At 46.7% G+C, this 25765-nt stretch carries 21 protein-coding genes; 16 read left to right on the top strand and 5 right to left on the bottom strand.

The features are described 5' to 3' along the window. Positions 1–142 precede the first annotated feature (142 nt). A complete protein-coding gene (ftsE, locus tag JNUCC22_RS16430; RefSeq protein WP_007407465.1) occupies positions 143–829 on the top strand; it encodes a cell division ATP-binding protein FtsE in 687 nt (228 codons plus the stop codon). Then, positions 822–1712 carry a permease-like cell division protein FtsX gene (gene ftsX / locus JNUCC22_RS16425; protein WP_007407464.1) on the top strand — a complete coding sequence of 297 codons (891 nt, stop codon included), beginning with the start codon at positions 822–824 and terminating at the stop codon, positions 1710–1712. Before ftsE ends, ftsX begins: the two co-directional genes overlap by 8 nt. Positions 1713–1759: 47 nt before the next feature. Here the strand turns inward: ftsX and JNUCC22_RS16420 are convergent, their stop codons facing one another. Further along, positions 1760–3166: a right-handed parallel beta-helix repeat-containing protein gene (locus JNUCC22_RS16420; protein ID WP_216061918.1), complete on the bottom strand. Its 1407-nt coding sequence runs from the start codon at positions 3164–3166 to the stop codon at positions 1760–1762. Positions 3167–3333: 167 nt separating this feature from the next. Between JNUCC22_RS16420 and JNUCC22_RS16415 the strand changes: the two genes are divergently transcribed. The 5 genes from JNUCC22_RS16415 to JNUCC22_RS16395 all read left to right on the top strand — a co-directional run bounded on the left by JNUCC22_RS16415 (position 3334) and on the right by JNUCC22_RS16395 (position 8274). Continuing rightward, positions 3334–4734, top strand: a complete 1401-nt coding sequence (locus JNUCC22_RS16415; protein WP_072589624.1) for a carboxy-terminal processing protease CtpB — start codon at positions 3334–3336, stop codon at positions 4732–4734. 372 nt (positions 4735–5106) lie between these two features. Next, entirely contained in the window at positions 5107–5460 is a 354-nt protein-coding gene (swrA, locus tag JNUCC22_RS16410; protein WP_014305920.1) for a swarming motility protein SwrAA, read from the top strand. A 74-nt stretch (positions 5461–5534) separates the two neighbouring features. Beyond that, positions 5535–6725: a cell division topological determinant MinJ gene (locus JNUCC22_RS16405; RefSeq protein WP_072589623.1), complete on the top strand. Its 1191-nt coding sequence runs from the start codon at positions 5535–5537 to the stop codon at positions 6723–6725. Between the two features lie 290 nt (positions 6726–7015). After that, on the top strand, positions 7016–8083 hold the full coding sequence (locus JNUCC22_RS16400; protein ID WP_072589622.1) for a DUF3810 domain-containing protein: 1068 nt from the start codon (positions 7016–7018) through the stop codon (positions 8081–8083). A gap of 50 nt (positions 8084–8133) precedes the next feature. Beyond that, a complete protein-coding gene (locus tag JNUCC22_RS16395; protein ID WP_190279046.1) occupies positions 8134–8274 on the top strand; it encodes a hypothetical protein in 141 nt (46 codons plus the stop codon). A 67-nt stretch (positions 8275–8341) separates the two neighbouring features. Here JNUCC22_RS16395 and JNUCC22_RS16390 read toward each other — a convergent pair whose 3' ends face one another. From JNUCC22_RS16390 to JNUCC22_RS16380, 3 genes are all read right to left on the bottom strand, one after another. Further along, positions 8342–9679, bottom strand: a complete 1338-nt coding sequence (locus tag JNUCC22_RS16390; RefSeq protein WP_072589621.1) for an MFS transporter — start codon at positions 9677–9679, stop codon at positions 8342–8344. Beyond that, positions 9652–10275, bottom strand: coding sequence for a TetR/AcrR family transcriptional regulator (locus JNUCC22_RS16385; protein WP_015240677.1), 624 nt, complete (start codon positions 10273–10275; stop codon positions 9652–9654). The genes JNUCC22_RS16390 and JNUCC22_RS16385 overlap by 28 nt, the downstream gene beginning before the upstream one ends. A gap of 71 nt (positions 10276–10346) precedes the next feature. Continuing rightward, the gene (locus JNUCC22_RS16380; RefSeq protein WP_216061917.1) at positions 10347–12851 is read right to left on the bottom strand and encodes a PEP/pyruvate-binding domain-containing protein; all 2505 of its coding nucleotides are present in this window, start codon (positions 12849–12851) and stop codon (positions 10347–10349) included. A gap of 300 nt (positions 12852–13151) precedes the next feature. Between JNUCC22_RS16380 and JNUCC22_RS16375 the strand changes: the two genes are divergently transcribed. The 3 genes from JNUCC22_RS16375 to uvrA all read left to right on the top strand — a co-directional run bounded on the left by JNUCC22_RS16375 (position 13152) and on the right by uvrA (position 18430). Next, positions 13152–13388: a CsbA family protein gene (locus tag JNUCC22_RS16375; RefSeq protein ID WP_003151438.1), complete on the top strand. Its 237-nt coding sequence runs from the start codon at positions 13152–13154 to the stop codon at positions 13386–13388. A 175-nt stretch (positions 13389–13563) separates the two neighbouring features. Continuing rightward, the gene (uvrB, locus tag JNUCC22_RS16370; RefSeq protein ID WP_216061916.1) at positions 13564–15549 is read left to right on the top strand and encodes an excinuclease ABC subunit UvrB; all 1986 of its coding nucleotides are present in this window, start codon (positions 13564–13566) and stop codon (positions 15547–15549) included. 7 nt (positions 15550–15556) lie between these two features. Further along, positions 15557–18430 carry an excinuclease ABC subunit UvrA gene (gene uvrA, locus JNUCC22_RS16365; protein ID WP_020954334.1) on the top strand — a complete coding sequence of 958 codons (2874 nt, stop codon included), beginning with the start codon at positions 15557–15559 and terminating at the stop codon, positions 18428–18430. 25 nt (positions 18431–18455) lie between these two features. Here the strand turns inward: uvrA and JNUCC22_RS16360 are convergent, their stop codons facing one another. Beyond that, positions 18456–18716: a hypothetical protein gene (locus JNUCC22_RS16360; protein ID WP_012118557.1), complete on the bottom strand. Its 261-nt coding sequence runs from the start codon at positions 18714–18716 to the stop codon at positions 18456–18458. A gap of 197 nt (positions 18717–18913) precedes the next feature. Here JNUCC22_RS16360 and JNUCC22_RS16355 point away from each other — a divergent pair, with 197 nt between their 5' ends. The 6 genes from JNUCC22_RS16355 to JNUCC22_RS16330 all read left to right on the top strand — a co-directional run bounded on the left by JNUCC22_RS16355 (position 18914) and on the right by JNUCC22_RS16330 (position 25625). Continuing rightward, positions 18914–19240 (top strand): hypothetical protein, encoded by a 327-nt coding sequence (locus JNUCC22_RS16355; protein WP_003151444.1) that lies wholly within the window; start codon positions 18914–18916, stop codon positions 19238–19240. A 24-nt stretch (positions 19241–19264) separates the two neighbouring features. Continuing rightward, positions 19265–20362 (top strand): DUF4097 family beta strand repeat-containing protein, encoded by a 1098-nt coding sequence (locus JNUCC22_RS16350; protein ID WP_007614045.1) that lies wholly within the window; start codon positions 19265–19267, stop codon positions 20360–20362. Between the two features lie 4 nt (positions 20363–20366). Further along, positions 20367–20561 carry a PspC domain-containing protein gene (locus JNUCC22_RS16345; RefSeq protein WP_007407447.1) on the top strand — a complete coding sequence of 65 codons (195 nt, stop codon included), beginning with the start codon at positions 20367–20369 and terminating at the stop codon, positions 20559–20561. Beyond that, positions 20562–20921, top strand: coding sequence for a phage holin family protein (locus JNUCC22_RS16340; protein WP_007407446.1), 360 nt, complete (start codon positions 20562–20564; stop codon positions 20919–20921). Between the two features lie 93 nt (positions 20922–21014). Beyond that, positions 21015–24884: a metallophosphoesterase gene (locus tag JNUCC22_RS16335; protein ID WP_216061915.1), complete on the top strand. Its 3870-nt coding sequence runs from the start codon at positions 21015–21017 to the stop codon at positions 24882–24884. A 165-nt stretch (positions 24885–25049) separates the two neighbouring features. Further along, positions 25050–25625: a TetR/AcrR family transcriptional regulator gene (locus JNUCC22_RS16330; RefSeq protein ID WP_216061914.1), complete on the top strand. Its 576-nt coding sequence runs from the start codon at positions 25050–25052 to the stop codon at positions 25623–25625. The last annotated feature ends 140 nt before the right edge of the window (positions 25626–25765 follow it).

The following is a 25765-nucleotide window of genomic DNA, read 5'->3' as shown; positions in this document are numbered from 1 at the left end:
TCTAAATTTGACGTATAATGAAGTGTACTGAGGAAAAGGAACTTTCAGATTTTTCATCTGTTTCCTGGTAAACCGGCCATAAACCGCAGTATTTTTACGAACTCTATGGCTGCAAGACATAATTAAAAGATTAGGTGATTTCATGATAGAGATGAAAGAAGTATATAAATCCTATCCGAACGGTGTAAAAGCGATTAACGGGCTGTCAGTCATGATTCATCCCGGAGAATTTGTATATGTCGTGGGACCGAGCGGAGCCGGTAAATCTACTTTTATTAAAATGATTTACAGAGAAGAAAAGCCGACAAAAGGACAAATATTGATTAATCATAAAGATCTCGCGTCTGTAAAAGAAAAAGAGATTCCTTTCGTGCGGCGTAAAATAGGTGTTGTTTTCCAAGACTTCAAACTTCTTCCGAAACTGACGGTATTTGAAAACGTCGCGTTCGCGCTTGAGGTGATCGGAGAGCAGCAGTCAGTCATTAAAAAACGCGTGCTCGAAGTGCTCGATCTTGTGCAGCTGAAGCATAAAGCGCGGCAGTTTCCCGACCAGCTTTCCGGAGGAGAACAGCAGCGTGTTTCCATCGCAAGATCTATCGTCAACAATCCTGACGTCGTGATAGCTGACGAACCGACGGGCAACCTTGATCCGGTAACATCATGGGAAGTGATGAAGACACTGGAAGAGATTAATAACCGCGGAACGACCGTCGTGATGGCGACACACAATAAAGAAATAGTAAACACCATGAAGAAACGGGTCATCGCGATCGAAGACGGAATTATTGTGCGTGATGAGTCAAGAGGGGAGTATGGTTCTTATGATTAAAATTCTCGGGCGCCATTTGCGTGAGAGTTTTAAATCTCTCGGAAGAAACACATGGATGACATTTGCATCCATCAGTGCCGTTACCGTTACATTGATTTTGGTCGGCGTGTTTTTAGTCATTATGCTGAATTTAAACAACATGGCTAAAAATGCTGAAAAAGAAGTGGAAATTAAAGTATTAATCGATCTGACGTCCAATAAGAAAACGCAGGATACGCTGCAGAATGAGATTAAAGACATCTCGGGAATCCAAAGCGTAGAGTTTTCATCTAAAGATAAAGAGCTTGATCAATTGGTCAAAAGCTTCGGCGACAGCGGAAAGGCCATGAAAATGCAAGATCAGGAAAACCCGCTGAACAACGCGTTTATCGTCAAAACGACAGATCCGCATGATACGCCGAAAGTCGCGAAAAAAATTGAGAAGCTTGATCATGTGTATAAAGTGACATACGGCAAAGAAGAAGTCAGCCGTCTGTTTAAGATCGTCGGGGTGTCACGCAACATCGGGATTGCGTTAATCATCGGCCTTCTGTTCACGGCGATGTTCTTAATTTCAAATACGATTAAAATCACGATTTTCGCCAGAAGAAAAGAGATTGAAATCATGAAGCTTGTCGGCGCGACAAACTGGTTTATCCGCTGGCCGTTCTTCCTGGAAGGGCTGCTGCTGGGGGTATTCGGTTCTATCATACCGATCGCTCTCGTGCTGAGTACTTACCAGTCGATGGTCGCTTGGGTGGCCCCGAAAGTTCAGGGATCATTTGTTTCACTTCTGCCGTACAGTCCGTTTGTGTTCCAAGTATCACTTGTGCTCATTCTGATCGGCGCGGTTATCGGAGTATGGGGAAGTCTGACTTCCATCCGGAAATTCCTTCGTGTATAAAATACAAAAGCCAGTCTGATATAGACTGGCTTTTTTTAATGGTTTCGTTACTGAATGACGGGCAGGGCCGGTGATCCGGGCTTTAATGTAAAGTCATAAGACGATTCGTCACGGTACATCGGGTCCGCATAAATGGAATCCGAATCGTTTGCAGTTCCTTTTTGGTACGCTGTGAATGAATCATATTCTCTGTTCTTCCAATTCCAAATGCCGTCTTTTCCGGCTTCTTTGTGGTAGACGTTATGATTAACGGTATTGCCTTCGTTTTTCGTATAATCATTTGCGATAAAAATCCGTGAACCGCTTGCCGTCATGATGTTTTTTTCGATCGTGTTCCCTTTTGTGCCGTACTGCAGCAGCAGCTGGCCGCCGTCAAGGTCCTTCGTGTCATTTCGATACATAATGTTATGAGCGATCACCGAATTGATGGTGCCGCCGCGTTTCGTGTCATAGCCTCCGATTGAAATACCGGTGTAAGCATTGCCGTACACCTTGTTATCCGTAATCCGGATATCTCGTGCGTATTTCCCTTTATGCTCAGAGGTGGCTTCAATCCCAAGGTCATTGTTGTAAACGGTGTTTTTCTTAATGTCCACATGTTCTGCGCCGTCAACGTAAATACCGCCCGCTGAGTATTCATCTCCGTAAGCGGGGTTTCCGTAAGAAGAGTTATGGCTCACCGTATTGTTTTCAATGACGCCGTTTCGCGCATAGTCGTTTTGCTTGGACGTTCCTTCGTATCCGATCACGTCAATCCCGATATTGTTATTGTCCCGGATGGTATTGCCGGCAATCTTAAATCCGTCAACATTCCCGTTCAGCACGACCGCTTCGCTTGCGCCGAGCGTCAGTTTTTCAACCGTATTATTTGTGATGCTGACATCCTTCATGGCACCTGTGCCGTAAAACGCGATGCCGTGTGCATTTCCCTCATCAGCCGTGGTTTTAATGTTTCGGATATGGTTGCCGTCAATGTTGATATGACTGCTTGATCCGGTGACGCAGATCCCCATGGCCGTCGCATCTTCTGATGATACGGAGAGATTCTCAAGCGTAACGCCGTGAATGGTAATGTACTGTTTATTGCGGATTTGAATTAACGGAGTTTCAGAATCGCTTTTTGGCGCAGATTTGCCGCTGATGGCGACATGCTCATTCTGATAGTTCCGAAATGTAATCGGCTTTTCGGCCGTGCCGCTGTGCTTTACTTCAAACGTTTCATCGTACGTCCCTTCCCGAATCAATACGGTTGTCCCGGCCTCTGCCTTTTCAGCCGCATGTTTTAATGTGCGGAACGGCTTTTCTTTCGTTCCTTCATTTTGGTCGCTGCCTGCGGGAGAAACATACAAGGCGTCCGTCTGCGTTTTTTCATTGGCCTCTGTTTTTTGCCAGACAAAGGCGGTAATGCCTGCGGCCAGAACCGCCGCGGATAAAATCGATAATTTTATTTTCATATCACATTCTCCTGTATATTTAATGAATTGCATACAAAATATTATACGTTACCCATATATATGTAACAATCTCGCGTTTTCATTTTTTTGTTGCCGTTACATGAATTCTTTGCAATTTACACATACTATCTCCAGGTTTTCGTAAAAGGACTAAGAGGAGGTAAACGATGAAGCAGAAAATGATCGCAGTGATAGCGGCCGTCAGCATCATGTGCGGCGGAGCTCATATTGCCGGGGCGGCACAGCCGAATTCAACAGACGCAGAAAGAAGCCGGGCAATGGAAAAAATCGAAAAAGCATATGAGCTGATCTCGAACGAATACGTGGAAAATGTAGATAAAGAAAAGCTTCTTGAAGGAGCGATTCAGGGGATGCTGTCTACATTAAACGACCCTTATTCCGTTTATATGGACAAACAGACCGCTAAGCAGTTTTCCGATTCTCTTGATTCTTCTTTCGAAGGGATCGGCGCTGAAGTCGGTATGGAGGACAATAAAATCATTATCGTATCACCGTTTAAGCAATCTCCGGCGGAAAAAGCGGGACTCAAGCCGAATGATGAAATCATCAGCATAAACGGTGAGTCAATGAACGGGAAAGGTTTAAACGAAGCCGTGCTGAAAATCAGAGGAAAAAAAGGATCGAAGGTTTCTATTAAAATACAGCGTCCGGGTACTGATAAACAGCTGTCATTCCGGATTAAAAGAGCGGAAATCCCGCTTGAAACCGTATTTGCTTCCCGCAAAGAATCAGGCGGTCATCATGTCGGCTACATCGGAATATCGACATTTTCCGAGCATACCGCCCAGGACTTCGCCGCGGCGCTGAAAAAGCTTGAAAAACAAGGGATTGACGGTCTCGTCCTTGATGTAAGAGGGAATCCCGGCGGCTATCTTCAAAGCGTCGAACAAATTTTAAAGCATTTCATCACAAAAGACATGCCGTATATCCAAATTGCGGAGCGTAACGGCGATAAAAAACAATATTTCTCAACCTTAAAACATAAGAAGCCGTATCCCGTCAATGTCATCACGGATAAAGGAAGCGCCTCCGCTTCAGAAATTCTTGCGGGTGCGTTAAAAGAAGCGGGACATTATGACGTTGTCGGTGACACTTCTTTCGGTAAAGGAACGGTTCAGCAGGCCGTGCCTATGGGAGACGGGAGCAACATTAAATTGACGCTTTATAAATGGCTGACACCGAAAGGCAATTGGATTCACAAAAAAGGTATTGCTCCGACAATCGCTGTGAGCCAGCCGGATTATTTTGCGGAGGGACCGCTTCAGCTGAAACAGCCGCTTCAGCCTGATATGAACAGCGCGGATGTCAAGCACGCCCAAATCCTGCTGAAAGGCCTAGGCTTCGACCCGGGCAGAGCAGACGGCTATTTCAGCAAAACAATGAAAAAAGCCGTTCTGGCGTTTCAAGACCGGTACAAGCTTGATAAAACAGCGGTCATTGATAAAAAGACAGCGGAAAAAATGAATCAGCTGATGAATGAACAGAAATCTGACGAAAAAAATGATTTACAGCTGCAAATGGCGTTAAAATCATTATTTGTAAAATAAATGAAAAGGAGGCGTTTTTTACGTCTCCTGTTTCTTTTGTCATACCCTAAAAATGAACTAAAAGACATATAATTATGTCGGTTTTGACAAGATATTAAAAAAATTTTCACATTTAAACATTTATAAAGGACAAACATTACCCGATATTTATAGAGAAGAGAGACTTTATGCCGAGTTAATATGTATTCAAAATGAAACTTTTGAAAGTTGCCTCAGTCAGTTTTAGTTCTTACAATAAAAGAAGGTTCTAATAGAGAACAGTTTTAGTTTGGCAGCTGCATTTCAGTATCGAAAGCAGAAGTGTTTGCGGCGCTTCAGCACGGCAGCTGTAATCACCCGTGCTTATCTGGATAAAAAAATGGGGGTTCACAATTGAAGAGGGCAAGTATTGTGCGTGAAAAGAAATATTATGAATTAGTGGAACAACTAAAAGACAGAACAAAAGACGTCACATTTTCATCAACAAAAGCACTAAGTCTTCTTATGCTGTTCAGCAGATACCTGGTCAATTACACAAATGTTGAATGCGTTCACGAAATTAATGAAGAGTGTGCGAAGCATTATTTCACTTACTTAATGAAAAACCATAAACGTTTAGGAATCAATCTGACGGATATTAAGCGGTCCATGCTCCTGATCAGCGGCGTGATCGAGGTGGAGGTTGACCACTATCTGAAAGATTTCTCTCTCTCAAATGTAACATTGTGGATGACGGAAGAGAGATAGACGTTTGAGATATTCAAGCCAATGATTATTTGGTAGAATAGAATTAAAATGTTTGGCTTGAGGCGGTGAAAGCAGTGTCTGTTCAATGGGGAATTGAACTTCTGAAAAGTATCGGTCTGTTTTTTTTGCACCCGATGTTCTGGTTTTTTATCATCATAAGTCTCGCATGCGGATATTTGCGGATCAAACGTGAACGCCATACGTTTCATACAAAAATCGCGGATATGTATGACGAGCTTATCTTTACATACATAAAAGGACTTATACCGGGTATTCTTCTCTCCATATTATTTTTTGGACTGGGAATTTCGATTCCATTCGGTCTTCTCGGCATAATCGCGGCTGTGACGGCTTTGGCTTCGCTGACGTTCCGTATGAATTGGCTGTCCTCAGCTTATATTGTCAGCGCCGGCATGTTCATTGCGTTTATCCTTCAGTATACCCACACAGTGCCGTTTGCGGATCGGTTTCCGCAGGCATTCGGCGTGAATTGGGCATCGGCGGCCGTGTTTATGGGCCTTTTGATTATCACGGAGGGAGCGGCTGCCTGCCGTTCAGCGCATCTGAAAACATCTCCGGCGCTTGTCGTCAGCAGCAGAGGCCTGCCCATCGGCCGACAATTGGCGAATCGCGCATGGCTGCTTCCGCTTTTCTTATTGGTGCCGGGCAGCGGGCTTGAGTCACACCTTTCTTGGTGGCCTGTCTTTACCGTGCCGGGCGGCTCTTTCCATTTGATCTGGATTCCTTATATCGCCGGCTTCGGACAGCGTGTGCAGGGGTCACTTCCGGAAGTCAGCATAATGATAACGGCGAAACGTGTCATGATTCTCGGGGTTATCGTGACCGCATTCGGGGCAGCGGCCCTTTGGTGGACTCCGCTTGCCGGAGCTGCCGCTTGTATTGCGGTGCTCGGACGCCTGTTTTTATCATTAAGACAGCGGCTGAACGATAACGCGGCTCCGTTTTATTTCTCTAAGCGGGATCAGGGCTTAATGGTGCTCGGCATCATTCCGAATACACCCGCGGACGATCTTGAGCTGAAGATCGGTGAGATTATTACGAAAGTAAACGGCATCCCCGTGAAGCATGTATCGGATTTTTATGAAGCACTTCAAAAAAACCGCGCATTTGTAAAAATGGAGATCATCGGCCTGAACGGTGAGATCCGGTTTGATCAGCGCGCGTCCTATGAAGGCGAACATCATGAATTAGGTATTTTATTCGTGCAGGATGAACACGAGCACGAAGAAATGACAGCATTATAATGTGATTTTTCATAATTATTCGGAATAGTTTCAAGAACTCCTAAACTAGATTTCAAAATCAGTTAGAAAGTAAAACAGCTAAGAAAATTATATTTTCTTAGCTGTTTTATTTTGAAATAATAAAAAAATAAATGAAGGAGAGGTATGGCTTATTGGAAAGGTTATTGCTAACTCCAAAACCTTTAGAAGATGAATCTTTAGCAGGATATATATTAAGAATAACTGATTATAATGGTTATGTTGGATAGGGGGAGTACATTATAAAAAAGCTTTTACTTAAGAGATTACCGTTGATCTCACTTGGAGTTATAGCTTATATACTGACAAAATACGCGCAGAACCATCAGGATTGGGCGGAGAAATACAGTAGGTCTGTATATCCGTTATTGTCAAAAACAGTAGGACTTGTACCTTCTTGGGTCACATTTTCTGTTAGTGAATGGCTCGTCGTGTTGGTTGTGTTACTATTTCTATTTTATATCGTTTATTATGTGCGCAAGGTCATCATGAGTAAAGGTGCACGTAGGATGGTAGTTTATCGTGGTGCTCTAGGAATCGTTACGATCTGTAGCGTGATATATTTTTGTTATACTATTTTGGGTGGAATAAACTATCACAGATATTCTTTTTTGTCTCATACCGAATATAAAGAAGAGAACTACAGCAAGGAAGAACTGGTTAAATTGAGTAAGTCACTTGCCGTTGAAATGGAATTGGCAAGGGAAAAGTTAGCGGATACTGATCTTTTGGCTCATGTACCAGAGGTTTTTGATTATTATGCACAACACGCAGTGTTCTCGATGCAAATGTTATCAAAGAAATATCCTGTTTTGGAGCATTCATATTCAACACCAAAACCAGTGGTGATGTCAAAACTAATGTCGCATGCAGGGATACATGGTATTTTTGTCCCTTTTACTTATGAATCCAATATCAATGTTAATGTGCCCGTTTTCTTGGTGCCTGCTACTATGGCACATGAATTGGCACATCAGAGTGGTTTCATGCATGAGGATGAGGCTAATTTTATAGCTTATCTGGCATGTAAGCAGCAGGATGATCCAATGATACTATACAGTGGTTTATTTCTGGCATTTGATTATTCTATATCTGAGCTAAAGAAAGTGGATCCAGATCAGGCGTCTGATATAATGTCCAGTCTGTCCAAGGCGGTGCAGCATGATATAGAACAAAATGAGCAGTACCGGGATAAGTATGAGGGTGTTATTTCAAGTATTTCAAGAAATGTAAATGATGTATATCTGAAGGCAAATAATCAGACAGACGGTTTGAATAGCTATAGTGATATGGTGAATTTGTTGCTGGCAGAGCAGCGAGAGATAGAGAAGTACAATTAAATGTATCTTGAATACTTATAGGTTTATATAGTAATGATAGTGGGCTCAAGTTGAACATAGGAGTGAGTGAAATAAATAAAATAAAAGACGGCGGCCGGGCTTTTTTTTACGGCCGGATTACGATGTCAGCGCCGAACTTGATCGGAACTCTCAGTCATTTACATTGCAACGGCATTGCGGTGACACTTTGAGAGAGAAAAATAAGAAGGAAAACTAGAAAAGGTTCCGGAAAGCGGGTGCTCACGGAACCTTTTTTGTTTACGCCGAATGGCTTTTTTTCGTATCAACGGTTTCGCCGGATTTAATTCCAAGCGATACGAACAAGCCGATCACAGAAACTCCGATCAATATGATAAACAGAATATGAAACCCGGAGATTAAACCGATCAGTGCTGAAGAAATAATGCTTCCGAAATAACGGAAGGTGGAGAAAATCCCAGATGCGATGCCGGACATGCCCGGTTCTACCGTCGCAAGAGAAGATACCTGCATGCTCGTCAGCCCCGCACCTGACGCGATGCCTCCGACAATAAGCGATGCCATAAGAAACGGAACGGAATGGGAATAAACCAAAAGCAAAAATAAGAGATTGGCTACGGCCATCAGCCCGAAGGACAGAAAAATCATTCTTCGCGCGCCCCATTTCTGATGCAGCTGAGCTCCGCCCCAGTTGCTGGCGGACATGAAAACAGAAAAGACTGACAGCGCCATGCCGCTGTGTGACGTGTTCATGCTGAAGTGGCCGGTCATAAAGAGCGGCATAATCAATAACACGGCGTACATCATTAAATTGCTTAACAGAACCGACAGATTGGCGCTCGTAAAGGTCGTGTTTTTAAACAGGTCAAAATCAATAATCGGATGTTTCGTGCGCAGCTCCCGCCTGAAAAATAGCGGAACAAATACGAGAATGAGCAGTGCGTACACCCAATAGCCCAAAGAGCTTTCATTTTTCGTCAGAAGAATAATAGATACAATGCTTCCGGCAAGCAAAACGGACCCGATGATATCAAGCGGAGCGTCAGACGTTTCTTCTTTATATTTAGGAAACATCACTAATGCCGTCACAAGTGCGATTGCAAGAAACGGAATGTTGACCCAAAAGATCGAATGCCAGCTGAAGCTCTCAATTAAAAGAGAGCCGATAAACGGACCGAGAGCCGCGCCCAGCCCGGCACCGAGGCCGAAAAAGCCGAATACTTTCGGAAGCCGTTTTTCAGACACGACATGGCGGATGATGGCGATGCTGTTTGGCGTAAGCAAAGCGCCGCCGGCAGCCTGAAGCGCCCGGAAGAAAATCAATAAGAAAAGACTTGGCGAGAGGGCGCACCCCAATGATGCGATGAGAAAAAGGCCGACGCCCCATAAATACATTTTTTTGTTTCCGTACATATCACCGAGTTTGCCGGCAATGGGCTGTGTCACGGCCATCACGATTAAATACACGGTCACTACCCATGTGATGCTGGCAATTGATTCGCTGAATGAGCGGGAAATGGATGAAAGGGCGACTGCGATCATCGTAGAATTGATAGGAACGAGTATGGCTCCCAGCAAAAGCGAAACAATCAGCGCCCATTCTTTCTTTGAACCCATCCTTCATCCTCCTTGGAGCCGGAAAATGACCGGCCGGTAATGCCTTTCATGAAAATCTCAGTGCTGTGTTTCAGCATCGTTTCCTCAGAGAGAGTAATGACTCTTTTCCCCAGCTGCAGCCGGTGTATAAAATAACCGAAAATCATCGTCATAAAGACGTCTGCATTAGCTTCTTCACTGCCGGGGCTTATCATATTTTTCTTTGTCAGCTCCTTAAAGTAAACGATTAAATGCTTTTTCACGGATTGCGGATATACGACAATATCCTGCAGGACGTCTTCGAATAGTTCCGGTTCGCGCAGGCAGATGCGGAATACTTCTTTTTTTTGTTCCAATTGCTGAAGAAGGGTCGCGGCGAAATGAAGAAGATCCTCATACAAATCGCCTTCCGCCTTGGTGATCATGCTTTCCGGAACCGGCGTCTGCTGTTCAATCATGGCTTTCATTAATCCTTGTTTGTTTTTAAAATTACGGAAAATCGTTGCTTCGCTTACTTTTGCTTTTTCTGCGATTTCTTTTGTTGTCGCTGCGCGGTATCCTTTTTGGATGATCAGATTCATCGCGGCGTCAATAATTCTCTTGTTCGTCGTTCTCAACATGTTTCACCTCGCGTAAATACTGGCAGGACAAGTATACACCCGCCCTGCCCGTCAATAAAGAGGGAAACCTAGCATGAAGCGCGTTTGACAATCGTAATCTTGCCGTTTGTCCCGTCCACCGTGACGATATCTCCGTCGTTGAGCCTGTCAGTCGCGGCACGTGTGCCGAGAACGGCCGGGAGCCCGTATTCCCTCGCGATGATCGCCGCATGTGACAGGATGCCGCCCGTGTCCGTAATGACGGCCTTTGCATCCTGGAACAGACTGGTCCACAGCGGTGTCGTCATTTTGCAGACAAGCACGTCTCCTGTTGAAAAACGGGAAAATTCACTTGCGTCACGAATGACTTTCACCGGGCCGCTTGCGATTCCGCTTGACGCCGCAAGTCCGTAAATTTGATGTTCAGTGTTTTTTTCATCTTCTGTGATGGAGCCGGTAATCTGTTCAGCCGTTTTCAGCTGTTCCGAAGTCGGAGTTCCGAGATAAGCGGGGGCTTCAAGCAATTGATATTGCTGGAAGAGCTGTTTTCGTTCAGCGGCTTTTTCCTGCATCGGAACCGGCGACACGAGCGCTTTCTCGACTTCATCGCTGTATAAGTACCACATATCCTCCCGATCATCGATTACGCCTTGTTTTTGAAGCAGCTCGCCGATTTTCAGAAGGCAAAGGCGCGCTTTGGCGTCCAGCATCGCATCAATATAAAAATGGTGATCATCTTTGATGACGGATGAAGACAATGTCCACTGATAATAGCGGTCAAACGTCTCCCGGAAGTCGTCATCTTCAATTCTATCCATAAAGTCGGCGTAGAGCTGTTTTCGTTTTTCTATCGTTTTATGAAACTCACTGTCAAAATCGTATCCGTTCCGGACATAGTTCTGAATGTTGGCCAAAGCGAAATAAGGGTTTTCCGCCCAAGTTTCTTCAATGAGATCATGACTTTTCACAGATCTCCAGCCGTATTCCTGTAAAAATTCACCGACTTGTTCGAGAAAGCGTTTTCCCTCATTTGATTGCAGAAGCGTCTGATGCAGCTCATCGGCATGAGAAACCGTAAAGACGCGCTGCAGCTCAGGGCTGTCTTTTACTTGTCCGGAAAGCAGCCAGAGCTGTCTGTCGGTCTCCAATGACTTATTCATGACGCCAGCCAGCATTTCGTACAGAAGGGAGGTGTTTTCTTTCTCAACCTGTCCGTACATAGATTCCAGCATCATGTTTAACGCAACCTGCGGAAAGATAATATTGAAATGTTCTGCGTATCCTTTTAAATAGAAGTCTTGCAGGTTTCGGAACGCATCAAGGGCAGTCTCCGGCGTATGATGGTCTGTATGCGCCAGTTCGTCCAGCTTTTGATAAAAAGGCAGAAAGGTTTCCTGAATAATATCGTACATACGGTCAGCCAAAACGGGGAAAAGCGCTTCTAACTGTTCTGCGGGCAGCTTGTCGTCCGTCTTATGCTGTCTGGAAAAAACACGGCCTTGATGAAGTTTGACACGCTCGATTTCGATGCCCATTACAGGGAATGCCTTCGTGCTCTCTTTGAGGCCGTATTCCAAAGCCGGCACAATGAGTGAGGCGAATAACGGGCTGACGGGGCCTTCTATATTGGCCTCCATATTGAGCCAAAACTCTTTCTGATCCCGGGGCGTCATGATAAATTCCCGTTCTTCGTCTGCCGCTTTCTGATCCTGCACGATCGTTGTAATCGGCCTGGCCTGAAGCAGATACAGCTTATTTTCGGCAAATCCGAATTCGAGATCCACGGGATAACCGTACAGTTCTTCCGTCTTTATCGTCAGCATGGCAAGCTCTTTGATGCTCTCGTCATCAAGGCAGAAGCGGCTTCTCATGTCAGCGGATGTCTCTTTTTCCGTCACGCCTTCGTCTTTAGAAACGATATACATTTCTTTTAAGCCGATTTCTTTTTCAATCTGAAATGTATCTTTATTGACGATAAATGTGTCGGGCGTCACGCTGCCGGAGACGATTGCTTCTCCGAGACCGTAGCTCGCGCTGATCATCAGCTCTCCGTCATCATGTGTGACCGGGTTGCGGCTGAAAATGACCCCTGAAACCTCGGAATTGATAAGCCCTTGCACGACAACGCCCATTAACGGTTCTGCGGTGTCATTGTTCATTTTCTCTTTATAACCGCTGACCCGCGCCGAGAAGAAGGAAGCCCAGCATTCTTTCACTTTTCCGAGAAACTCTTCTTCTGTTTTGATATTTAAATAGGTTTCGTACTGGCCCGCGAAAGAAGCCCCTTCAAGATCTTCGGACGCGGAGGAGGAGCGTACGGCGACCGAGGGGTATGATTCTCTCAATTCATAAAACGACGCGGTCAGTTCCTCCCGAAGCTCTTTTGAAAACGTGCCGTTCATAATGGCGCGCTCCATCTGTTCCTGATCTGCTTGAAGCCCGTTGTCTTCCATAAAACGTGTCAGGGCATTCGTCTGAATGATGAAACCGCCGGGAACGGGCAGCCCGTTTTTCGTCAGTTTAATCAGGTTCATTCCTTTTGCTCCTGCAGAGCGGCTCGATTCTTCCGCTTTTTGAAATCGCACTGAATACATGCGGTATGACCCCCTTTTTTTCTTCATCCAAGAAAATGATAGTAAACACTATCATTACATTGTATAGAGAGAGGAAGAAACTGTCAAAGATACAAAGACCTAAACCTTCTCATCCTTTCGGCTGAAGAAAGGTAATTCGATTCATCTGGTTAATGGTTCAATGGATTTATATTCACATTTTTTTTGACAGATGATTGAAGACTGCTGAAAAAGGGTATTGTGATAGCAGGGGAACGATTGTCCGATTCTTCATTTTTTACTATAATCAGATGAGATGAAGAATTCCCGAGGAGGGTTTTTGTGATTACAAAAGCCGTTTTTGCATTATGTTTCCCTTTTATGCTGGTCGTCCTTTTTACGCGCGTCACGTTTAACCACTATGTGGCGATCGCTCTCACAGCAGCACTGCTTTTCGCATCCTATTTAAAGGGTTACACCGAAACGTATTTTATCGTTGGATTGGATGTCGTATCGCTGGTGGCCGGAGGGCTGTACATGGCCAAAAAAGAAGCAGACAAAAAGAAAGACAATGCCTGACATGGTGAATATGAAATAGAATGCCTGCTTTTACGCCATAAAAGCAGGTTTTTTATACAAAAATTGACTTGGTAAAAACAAACCATCGAACTTTAGTTCGTATTTTTAGTGATTTTGCCCGTCATTGTGTTACTATATCAATAGGAAGATTTCGTAAAGAAACGGAGGCTTTTTTGTGAAAGATCGTTTTGAGTTAGTCTCGAAATATCAGCCCCAGGGAGATCAGCCGCAAGCGATTGAGAAGCTTGTCAAAGGCATACAGGAAGGCAGAAAACACCAGACTCTCCTGGGTGCGACAGGGACGGGCAAAACCTTTACCGTGTCCAATCTGATTAAAGAAGTGAATAAACCGACACTGGTCATTGCCCATAACAAAACCCTTGCCGGACAGCTGTACAGCGAGTTTAAGGAGTTTTTCCCGAACAACGCTGTCGAATATTTTGTCAGCTATTACGATTACTATCAGCCGGAGGCATACGTGCCTCAAACGGATACTTTTATAGAGAAAGACGCAAGCATTAATGATGAAATTGATAAACTGAGACACTCCGCGACATCCTCTCTGTTTGAACGGAGAGATGTCATTATTATCGCGAGTGTGTCATGCATATACGGTCTCGGTTCGCCTGAAGAATACCGGGAGATGGTTGTGTCGCTCAGACCGGAAATGGAAATTGAGCGGAACGAGCTGCTGAGAAAGCTTGTGGATATCCAGTATGCCCGCAATGATATCGACTTTCAGCGCGGGACGTTCCGCGTGCGCGGAGACGTTGTGGAAATCTTCCCGGCTTCCCGTGACGAACATTGTATCAGAGTGGAATTTTTCGGAGATGAAATTGAGCGGATCAGAGAGGTCGACGCTTTGACAGGAGAAATTCTCGGCGACCGTGACCATGTCGCGATTTTCCCGGCTTCCCACTTCGTCACCCGGGCGGAAAAGATGGAAAAAGCGATTCTGAATATTGAACAGGAGCTTGAGGAGCGCTTGAAAGTGATGCACGAAAACGGCAAGCTCCTTGAAGCGCAGCGGCTTGAGCAGCGGACGAGATACGATCTTGAAGTGATGCGGGAAATGGGTTTTTGCTCAGGGATCGAGAACTATTCAAGACATTTGACACTCCGTCCGCCGGGCTCTACGCCATATACGCTGCTTGATTATTTTCCGGACGATTTTATGATTGTCGTTGATGAATCACATGTGACGATTCCGCAGGTGCGCGGCATGTTCAACGGTGACCAGGCGAGAAAACAGGTGCTTGTCGATCACGGGTTCCGCCTGCCGTCAGCGCTTGACAACCGTCCGCTCCGTTTCGAGGAATTTGAGAAACACATGCACAATATCGTGTACGTGTCGGCGACTCCGGGACCGTATGAAATTGAGCATACGCCGGAAATGATCGAGCAGATCATCAGACCGACGGGACTCCTCGATCCCCTCATTGACGTCCGGCCGATCGAAGGACAGATTGATGATCTGATCGGTGAGATTCAGGCGAGGATAGAACGGAATGAACGCGTTCTCGTGACGACTTTAACGAAAAAAATGTCAGAGGATCTGACCGATTATCTCAAGGAAATCGGTATCAAGGTCAATTATCTGCATTCCGAGATTAAGACGCTTGAACGGATTGAAATCATCCGTGATCTCCGCCTCGGAAAACATGATGTGTTAATCGGCATCAACCTGCTGAGGGAAGGGCTTGATATTCCGGAAGTGTCACTTGTCGCCATTCTCGATGCGGATAAAGAAGGCTTCCTCCGTTCTGAACGTTCGCTGATTCAGACGATCGGACGGGCGGCACGAAACGCGGAAGGCCGCGTCATCATGTATGCCGATAAAATCACGAATTCGATGGAAATCGCGATTAATGAAACGAAGCGCCGCCGGGAACAGCAGGAGCGCTTTAACGAAATTCACGGCATTACGCCGCAAACGATCAATAAGGAAATCCGCGATGTGATCCGCGCGACGCAGGCCGCTGAGGATAAAGAAGAATATAAAACAAAAGCCGCGCCTAAACTGGCGAAGATGACGAAGAAAGAACGCCAGAAAGTCGTTGAGCAAATGGAGCACGAAATGAAAGAAGCGGCCAGAGCGCTTGATTTCGAGCGGGCGGCAGAGCTTCGTGATTTACTGTTAGAGCTTAAAGCGGAAGGATGATGAACGCATGGCAATTGACCGGATCGAGGTGAAAGGCGCAAGGGCGCACAATTTAAAAAACATTGATGTAACGATTCCGCGGGATCAGCTCGTCGTCGTGACGGGGCTGTCCGGATCGGGAAAATCATCCCTTGCCTTTGACACCATTTACGCGGAAGGACAGAGGCGGTATGTTGAATCGCTTTCTGCCTATGCGCGCCAATTTTTAGGGCAGATGGATAAGCCGGACGTTGATGCGATCGAAGGGCTTTCTCCGGCGATCAGCATTGACCAGAAAACGACAAGCCGCAATCCGCGGTCAACCGTCGGAACGGTAACGGAGATTTATGATTATCTCCGGCTGCTGTACGCGAGAGTCGGGAAACCGCACTGCCCGGAGCACGGCATTGAAATTACGTCGCAAACGATTGAACAGATGGTTGACCGGATTCTTGAATATCCGGAGCGGACGAAGCTTCAAGTGCTTGCGCCGATCATCTCAGGCAGAAAAGGCGCCCATGTCAAAGTGCTTGACCAAATCAGAAAGCAAGGTTACGTAAGGGTGCGGATTGACGGAGAAATGGCCGAGCTTTCCGACGATATTGAACTTGAAAAAAACAAAAAGCATTCCATTGAAGTAGTCATTGACCGGATCGTTGTCAAGGAAGGGGTTGCCGCCCGGCTTTCCGACTCGCTGGAAACCGCGCTCCGCTTAGGGGAAGGCCGTGTCATGATAGATGTCATCGGTCAGGAGGAGCTGATGTTCAGCGAGCATCACGCCTGTCCGCTGTGCGGTTTTTCTATCGGAGAGCTTGAACCCCGGCTGTTTTCGTTTAACAGCCCGTTCGGCGCCTGTCCGACTTGCGACGGTCTCGGTTTGAAGCTGGAAGTGGACCCTGAGCTCGTCATCCCCAATCCCGAGCTGTCATTAAAGGAACACGCCATCGCGCCGTGGACGCCGATCAGTTCACAATATTATCCGCAGCTGCTTCAGGCGGTCTGCCGCCATTACGGCATTGATATGGAGACTCCGGTCAAAGACCTGCCGAAGCATCAGCTTGATAAAGTGCTGTACGGCAGCGGCAATGAACGGATTTACTTTAAATACGAGAATGATTTCGGACAAGTGCGCGAAAATGAAATTGAATTTGAAGGTGTGCTGCGTAATATTGAGAGACGGTATAAAGAGACAAGCTCCGATTATATCCGTGAACAGATGGAGCAGTACATGTCACAGAAATCGTGCCCGACGTGCAAAGGCTACCGGCTGAAGAAAGAAGCGCTTGCCGTTTTGGTCAACGGGCGCCATATCGGAACCATTACGGAGCTTTCTGTCGGCGACGCGCTTGAATTTTTCAAAAACCTGACGCTGTCTGAGAAAGATATGCAGATTGCCGATTTAATTTTAAGAGAGATTGTAGAGCGGCTCAGCTTCTTAGATAAAGTGGGTCTTGATTATCTGACGCTGAGCCGGGCGGCGGGCACGCTGTCAGGCGGAGAAGCCCAGCGCATCAGGCTTGCGACGCAGATCGGCTCCCGTTTGTCAGGCGTCCTGTACATTCTTGATGAGCCGTCCATCGGCCTTCACCAGCGTGACAATGACCGTCTGATCAGCGCGCTGAAAAACATGAGGGATCTCGGCAACACACTGATTGTCGTGGAGCATGATGAGGATACGATGATGGCTGCCGATTATTTGATAGATATCGGTCCGGGCGCCGGCATTCACGGCGGCCGCGTCATATCGGCGGGGACGCCAGAAGAAGTGATGAATGATGCGGACTCTCTGACCGGACGCTATTTGTCAGGGGCTCAATTCATCCCGATGCCTCCGGAGAGAAGAAAGCCTGACGGCCGGTTCATTGAAATCAAAGGCGCTTCAGAAAACAACCTGAAAAAAGCGAACGCCAAATTCCCGCTCGGCACTTTTACGGCGGTGACAGGTGTGTCCGGTTCCGGAAAAAGCACGCTTGTGAATGAAATTCTGCATAAGGCGCTTGCGCAAAAGCTTCATAAAGCCAAAGCGAAACCGGGAAGCCATAAAGAAATCAAAGGCCTCGACCACCTTGATAAGGTGATCGACATCGACCAGGCGCCGATCGGCCGGACACCGAGATCAAACCCGGCAACTTATACGGGCGTGTTTGATGATATCCGCGATGTATTCGCGCAGACAAATGAAGCAAAGGTGCGCGGCTATAAAAAAGGCCGGTTCAGTTTTAATGTAAAAGGCGGGCGCTGTGAGGCCTGCCGCGGCGACGGCATCATCAAAATTGAGATGCATTTCCTTCCTGACGTGTACGTCCCGTGTGAAGTGTGCCACGGCAAACGTTACAACCGGGAGACGCTGGAGGTCACATACAAAGGAAAAAGCATTTCTGACGTTCTGGATATGACGGTGGAAGATGCTCTGTCTTTCTTTGAAAATATCCCGAAAATCAAACGCAAGCTTCAAACGCTTGCCGATGTCGGACTCGGGTATGTGACGCTCGGCCAGCCGGCGACGACGCTGTCAGGCGGAGAAGCGCAGCGCGTTAAGCTCGCTTCCGAACTGCATAAGCGATCCACCGGCCGGACGCTGTATATTCTGGACGAACCGACGACAGGCCTCCACGTTGATGATATCGCAAGGCTTTTGGTTGTGCTTCAAAGACTCGTCGATAACGGTGATACCGTTTTGGTCATTGAACACAATCTCGACATCATTAAAACGGCGGACTACATCGTAGACCTGGGACCTGAAGGCGGAGCGGGCGGCGGCACGATCGTAGCCTCCGGGACGCCTGAAGAAGTTGTCGAAGTGAAAGAATCATATACGGGCCGCTATCTGAAACCGGTAATGGAACGTGATAAAAAACGGATGAAAACATTGCTGGCTGAAAAAGAAACGGCAGCCACATAATAGATCAATAAAAACAGCCCAAAACTCACCGGTTTTGGGCTGTTGTGTTACAGGCTTTTTTCTGTTGGGGAAGCTGTTTGCTTAAATGCATTAAGTCCTGCAGAATATGGGTGCTGCTGCTGTCCAGCAGCACTTTTATATATTGGATATCATGGGAAATGGGAAGAGGGGCTGCTTTGATCTGTTCCAATTCAGCCAGCATTTCGCTGTTCATTCTTTTCTGTTCGCGAATTAAATTTCGCAGACTCTCTTCCGTTACTTGGGCGTTTTCGGGATCTTTCTCCATTTGTATGTCCTCCTTGCATACGGTCAGGCTTTGTTACATATTGTAATCGGTTCGGGGAAAAGATTCTATAGTGAAATCTCTGAAATCAAAAATTACGTATAACGAAGCATGTCCTTAGCATGAAAATGAAACCCGCCCATTCGTCATACGTATGTATAAGGAAGGGTTTTTACATCAAGGCACAGGGAGTGTTTTTATTGAACCGAAATCAAGCGATTATCGCATCAATCTGTTATTTCAGCGTGTTTCTCGCGCCGCTCATTCTTCCGATTGTGGCTTACTTTGTCGTCGATGAAAAAGAGACGAAGCGGCATGCCATGCGAGCTCTGATTTCCCATATCATTCCGTTTGCGGGATTGCTGATTGTGACCGCGGGTGTTGTCGGCGGATTGATTACGGCTCAGGGGGAGAGTATGGTGCCCGTTTTTGTTATGATAACAGGAGCAGCTGTTTATTTTCTGATCCTCATCGGAATGGTCATTTGGAATATCGTGCAGGGAATTAAGGTGTTACGCCAGGTGTAAGAAAAGTCGGGGGAGGCGTTTTGTATGAAACAGGAGAAAGAACGGATTTTAAAGCTTGTGGAAGACGGCATGCTGACGGCGCAGGAAGCACTGACGCTCATTGAAAAACTGGATCATGAATATAAAGAAAAAGAAGAGCAGATCACCGCATTATCTGCGGAGGTCCAGGAACCTGCGGAAGATTTCGAAAGCGGGGCAAAAGGAAGCCAAAAGCCGTCGCTCGGGGCGAAGCTGTTCGACTGGATTGATTCTGCCGTCAAAAAAGTGAAGGAAGCGGATCTTGATCTGAATTTCGGCCACGCACACGAAGTGCAGCATATTTTTCAATTTAAAGACAGTGAATTCTCGGCCATTGATATGCAGATTGCAAACGGCAGCGTCAATATCGTGCCGTGGGCGGATGAAGATATCAGAGCGGAGTGCCAGGCGAAAGTGTACCGGGCGGACAGTCAGGAGGCGGCGCGCACCGCATTTCTTCAGCACATTGAGTGTGAAGTGAAGGGCAATAAGTTTTTTGTCCGCACGGAAAAGAAAACGATGAAAACCAATGTCACGCTTTATGTTCCCCAGAAAGAGTACGATAAGATAAGAGTGAAGCTGTTTAACGGACCGATCAGAGGGGAACATTTACATGTAAAAGAATTCTCGGCGAAAACCACAAACGGCGTTCTGTCATTCTCTCATTTGACGGCTGATAAAGCGTCGGCGGAAACGGCTAACGGACAAATCAAGCTGGCCGGACATCAATGCGGCGCGATTGAAGCGGAAACGATCAACGGCTTGATTGATTTGCGCGGATCGAGTGAATCCATTGACGTTCAAAGCTTTAACGGCAATATCATGCTTACCGTGACAGCGCCGCACTGCCGCTCCATCTACACGAAAACGACGACGGGAAACGTGGATATCGCTCTGCCTGATGATTCGGCGGTGAAAGCGGAGCTGAAAAGCAATCTCGGCTCTCTCAGCCATGAGCTGATTGATGCGGAAATTTTAAAGGAAAAGAATGATACCATTCAAAAAGAACTGATGCTGGCATCAAATCAAGGCCATGATCAGCATCTCTCGATTTTCTCAGAATCGTTAACAGGAGCCATTAAGCTCAAGCATACTCAGAGGTGATTGGATGAAAAGACTTTACCGTTCAGAAAAAAACCGTAAAATCGCCGGCGTCGTCGGCGGTTTGGCGGAGTACGTCAATATGGATGCGTCGCTTTTGCGCATTATCACCGTTGTATTAGCGCTTGTCACGAGCGGAATCGTGCCGATTGTATATATTATCTGGTGTTTTGTTGTACCTTTAGAAGGAGATTTGAAATAAATGATCAAATGGGCAGTCAGCATTTTAGTAAATGCTTTATTATTAATCGTTATCGCGGGATATTTTGATTCCGTCCATATCAGCAGTATCGGAGCGGCTGTCATCGCCAGTGTGATTCTTTCTGTGCTAAATGTGCTGATCAAACCGATCATCGTCATATTGACATTGCCTGTCACGGTTGTGACCCTCGGCCTCTTTCTGTTTGTCATCAACGCCATAACGTTAATGATGACCGCAGCCTTGATGGGAGACAGCTTTCAGATTGATGGGTTCGGCACCGCCATTTGGGCATCCGTCGTGCTGTCCGTTTTCCACTTGCTGATCCAAAAAGGCATATTGGAGCCGCTTAGAAAAAGGTAAAAAACGAGCTGTCCCGAGAGGGCAGCTTTTTTATGTGTGATTTACATAAGCGGCAGCCTCCTGACGCAACATAATGTATAGGGAGGTAATGAGATGAAACTTGTGATGACGCTCTTTTTTCTGATTGGTTTGCTTTGTGTGAGTCCTTCTGCGGATGCGGCGCGCAAAGAATCGGCAATCCCCGTGAATCAGCAGGAATTCGGACAGCCGCCTCATTACATACCGCTTCTGGAGAATCCTCCCCAAATCGAAGTAAAGGCGGAAATGAAAAGAAACCTGTTCATACAGGCTCATGTACGGAATGCTGACTATCAAGCGTTTTCGGCGTTTCTTTTTTATAAACAAAGCAATGAGCTGGGGTTTAAAATGGTGCCGATGGAGCCCGCGCCAGGCGCAATCCGGCTGTTTACGGCCCAGATTTCAAAACGGGATATCTGGAATGGAGAATTGGAATATTACCTCGTTTTCACCAACGGCAGACAGCGGGCGGAATCGGAGAAAAAGCGGCTGAAGCTGGACGGCTATCAAGCCGATTTGAATCATATTCCCGAGCTGATGATTACGGAGCTTGCGGTTGATACGAAAAATGAAGACGGCGCTGATGCCTATGAATTTATCGAGGTGTATAACACGACGGACAGACCCATTCATTTTAAAGACTACCACATCCGCTACCGCTATCCGAAGGAAGGGCCGGAATCAGATATGATATGGAGGCCGAAAGAAGATACCGTCATTCCGTCAGGCGGGACTTACGTGTTTTGGCTGAGACGCGCCGCATCAGAACTGACGATAGATGATTTCAATCGCTATTACAGGACACGCCTGAAGGAGGGAGAACATCTCGCCGTCATCGAAGGGACGGACGGAATGTCCAACGGCCGCCCGCGTACGGTGGTGCTGTCGGCAAATACCGGAAAGGGTATCGCCTCAGCGCATTACCGGAAACACGCTTTCCGCCGGCTGACTTCTTTGCTGTACAAATATCCGCTGAACGGAACGGGAGAATTGCTGAAGATCTCCACGAGCGAGCATAAGCCGTCACCGGGCTCTGTTTTTCAGGCGCAGATCCCGCAGCAGAAAAGGGTGATAAAACCCGACAAGGAAAAACCGGTCATCGAAGACCTTACAGACAGAAAGCCCGTCCGGCCCGCTGAAAGCATTGAATTAAAGGCTGACATAAAAGACAAAAACCTTGTCAAAACAGCCGCGTTTTATTACCGGACCAATGAGAAAAAACCATTCAAACGAATTCTGGCCGAAAAAGACCGCAACGACAGCTTATACCATCACATTCTTTATTCCCCGGAGCTGCTCGGCCAGGATCAGCTTGAGTATTATATCGCAGCCAGTGATGGAGAAAATGAAGCAAAAACGCCCGTCAAAATGATTGACATTGAACAGACGAGCAAATCACACGGACTCAGAATGAATGTTGAACCCGAAGATACGATATCCGGCACCTATCTGCTCAAAGCGACTTCCGACGTCAGCGCCGATAAGATCAAGCTGTGGATTGACGGCAAGCGGCAGGAGACCCGGCCGGCGCTGGAAAAAGAGGTCTATTTCGCCTTCGATACCCGGAAAACGAATCTTTATTTTCAAAACACCGTCATAATGGAAAATGAGGTGCTGCACATTTTTGACGATCCGTCTCACCGTTACAGAACGCACTCGGTTCTCCTTCCGGAACGTCTGTTGCAAAAAGGGGGCAAAACACAGAAAGTATCCATCCGTTCGGGCTCAAAGGTTTCTCCGTATGATACGGGAGAGAATCGGGATGATTTTGTCGTGAAACATGCCCGTCTGGTGCTTTCGGACGGAACGGTGATCAAAGACGGGAAGACGGATCCGGCTGAGCAGCTGTTTATCGGTGACGGCAGGCGGGCGAATCAGCAGAAGACCTTCTCATTCAGCCTGCCGGATCATTTGTTTACGTCACGGCTGCTGCCGTGGAACACGGCGAAGCTTTCTGAAGGCTATCACCATATTTTTGTTAGCGACGGTGAGGAGCAGCTGAGCCAATCTGTGCGGGTGGACAATACGGGGCCGAAGATTGTCCCGGGTATCAAAGAAGGCGCGGCGCTGAAAGGTAATGTTGAGCTGAATGCGGACATCCGTGACAAATGGAGCAAAGTGGAAGAGGTCAAAGCGTTTTTGGACGGAGAAAGCATTACGCTCCCGCATCACACGTCATCAGCCGATCTCAAGCCCGGAAAACATACCCTTACCATCATTGCGGCAGACCTTGCCGGAAATGAAACAACGTCCGTCCGCACCTTCCATATCAAACGGGAGGAGCCGAACCAGCCGGAGCTTGCGGATCAAAAAATCGGCGCCCGCAAAGCAAAGCTGTCCGTCCGGGTAAAAGACCCGACGAAGGATGACATGAATGTATCATTTTATCGCGGCTTCCGTTATACCGCGCGGAATCCGGGCAGCGTGAAAGTGTATAAACACGCCTCATTAACGGAACCGCCGAGGGGCATAAAAGAAAATGAAATGCCGTTTACCCTGCCGGAAATGAACCGCATCTCGGCAAATGACGGAAAAACCGTATCGGCGGAAAGTATGGAGCGTTTTCCTTATCACCGATTCGAAGTCTCTGTTGACCCGTCTATCGACGAAACGGATCTGGCTGAGGCGGTCTGGAAAGGAAGCTCTCTGCCCGGCCGAAAGGTAACCATGTATATTTGGAATTACCGGACAAGCCGCTGGCAGGAGGCGGACAGCGTCCTTGCCAAAGATAAAAAGCCGTTTACACTAAAAGCCGCCGTTTCCGCAGCGGATGTGGTGAAGAACTCAAAAATGAATGTCATCGTGCAGGATCAAATACCGGCGAAAGGCAATTACACGTTTGTCTGGATGTCGGATACACAGTATTACGCACAAGGACACCCGCACATTTTTGACAAAATGACGGAGTGGATCAAAGAAAATAAGGAAAAGCACAATATTAAATATGTCTTTCATACCGGTGATATCGTCGATGATTCAATGGTGATGAAACAGTGGAAAAACGCCGATCACTCCATGCGGACGCTTGACAAGGCGGGGATTCCGTACGGAGTGCTTGCAGGCAATCACGACGTCGGCCATAAAGACGGCACATACCGAACATTCGGGGATTTCTTCGGGAGCCGCCGGTTTGAACAGAACATGCATTACGGCGGATCATACAAAAATAACCGCGGGCATTATGATCTGCTGTCGGCAAGCGGGAACGATTTTATTATGATTTATATGGGCTGGGGCATTGCGGAACAAGAGATTGACTGGATCAATCAAGTGCTAAAGAGGTATCCGGACCGAACCGCCATCTTATGCTTTCATGAGTACTTGCTTGTGAGCGGAAATCGAAGCCCGATCGGGGAAACGATCTATCGAAAAGTCGTCAAGCCGAATCGCAATGTGGCGATGGTATTAAGCGGCCATTACCATAACGCCATGAAAAAAACCGATGCGCTTGACGATGACGGGGACGGAAAACCGGACCGCCTCGTCCACCAAATTCTGACCGACTACCAGGACGGTCCGGAAGGGGGGCAGGGCTTTATGCGCATGATGCAATTCGATCAGGCCGCCAATCAGGTTCACATGTTCTCCTACTCGCCGTACACGGATGACATCAATTACTATGACACCGATCTGTTCGCTGATAAAGACGAATTCTCAGCAGAAATGGATTTACAGCCGAAGAGGAAAAGGGTAGCGACCGATTATTTTGAATGCAACGTCTATACGAACGAACTGCTCGGTCATAAAAAACACGTAAAAAGCGGAAAAACCGCAAATTGGGTCTGGGACGGCCTGCATCCTGATTCCGTTTATTACTGGTACACCGTCGTGAAGGACCCGTACAACGGCAAAACAATATCACCGCTGTGGATGTTCAAAACGGGAAATACGCCGTATCGCCCGGCTCCGGATCAGTTTGATTTCAGGCATGCCTCAAACCCATAACGAAAACATACAGCCTGCTGATCGTCAGAAGAAAATCTGACGGTCAGCAGGATTTTTTCTGTGCGTAAATGGCGGCGCCCTGCTGTGATAAGTGCTTTTGACTTTTTTATGTCCCTTTTCTATACTAAAATCGATTGGTTTTCGTAATATGCAGGAGGAAACATAATGAACAGTAAAACCGGGACAAAAGAAAGAATTATTCAAACCTCTGCATATCTTTTTCAGATTCAGGGATACCATGCGACTGGTTTGAATCAAATTATAAAAGAGAGCGGAGCACCCAGGGGGTCTGTGTATCATCACTTTCCAAACGGAAAAGCAGAACTCGCCATTGCGGCGATCAAACATACGGGAAGATGCGTTGAAAAGCAAATACAGAATAGTATGTCTCAATTCGCGGACCCTATAGAAGCGATTCAGCACTTTATTCATGTAACGGCTGAACAGTTTAATGACCCTCAGAATATTGAGGGCGTGCCGGTTGGATTGCTGGCAGGTGAGACCGCTCTGATCAATGAAACGTTAAGATGCACATGTGTTGAGGTGTTTAAGAAGTGGACGGATGTGTTTGCGGCAAAATTTCTTGAGCATGGGTTTGAACGAGAGGAAGCGGAGAAGCTCGGAGTGACAATCAACTCGATGATTGAAGGCGCAATCATGTTTTCGCTGGCTCATAAAAACAAAGAACCGCTGCTGCTGGTTTCAAAGCAGGTTCCGTATATTGTCCAAAACAGAGGGTAGCATTTTATTACTCTTTTCTTTATAAAAATAGATACCAGAACCACAGCCTCTTCGTTTTGACAGAGTCATAGAGAACATTCACCGGCTTGATTTGAAAATGGCAGATCAAAAAAACATCTCCAACCCGTAACGGTTGGAGA

The organism is Bacillus sp. JNUCC-22 (genome assembly GCF_018861275.1).
Lineage (GTDB): Bacteria > Bacillota > Bacilli > Bacillales > Bacillaceae > Bacillus > Bacillus velezensis.
The sequence above is the reverse complement of the archived record's forward strand: the minus strand, read 5'-3'. Positions and strand labels throughout refer to the sequence as shown.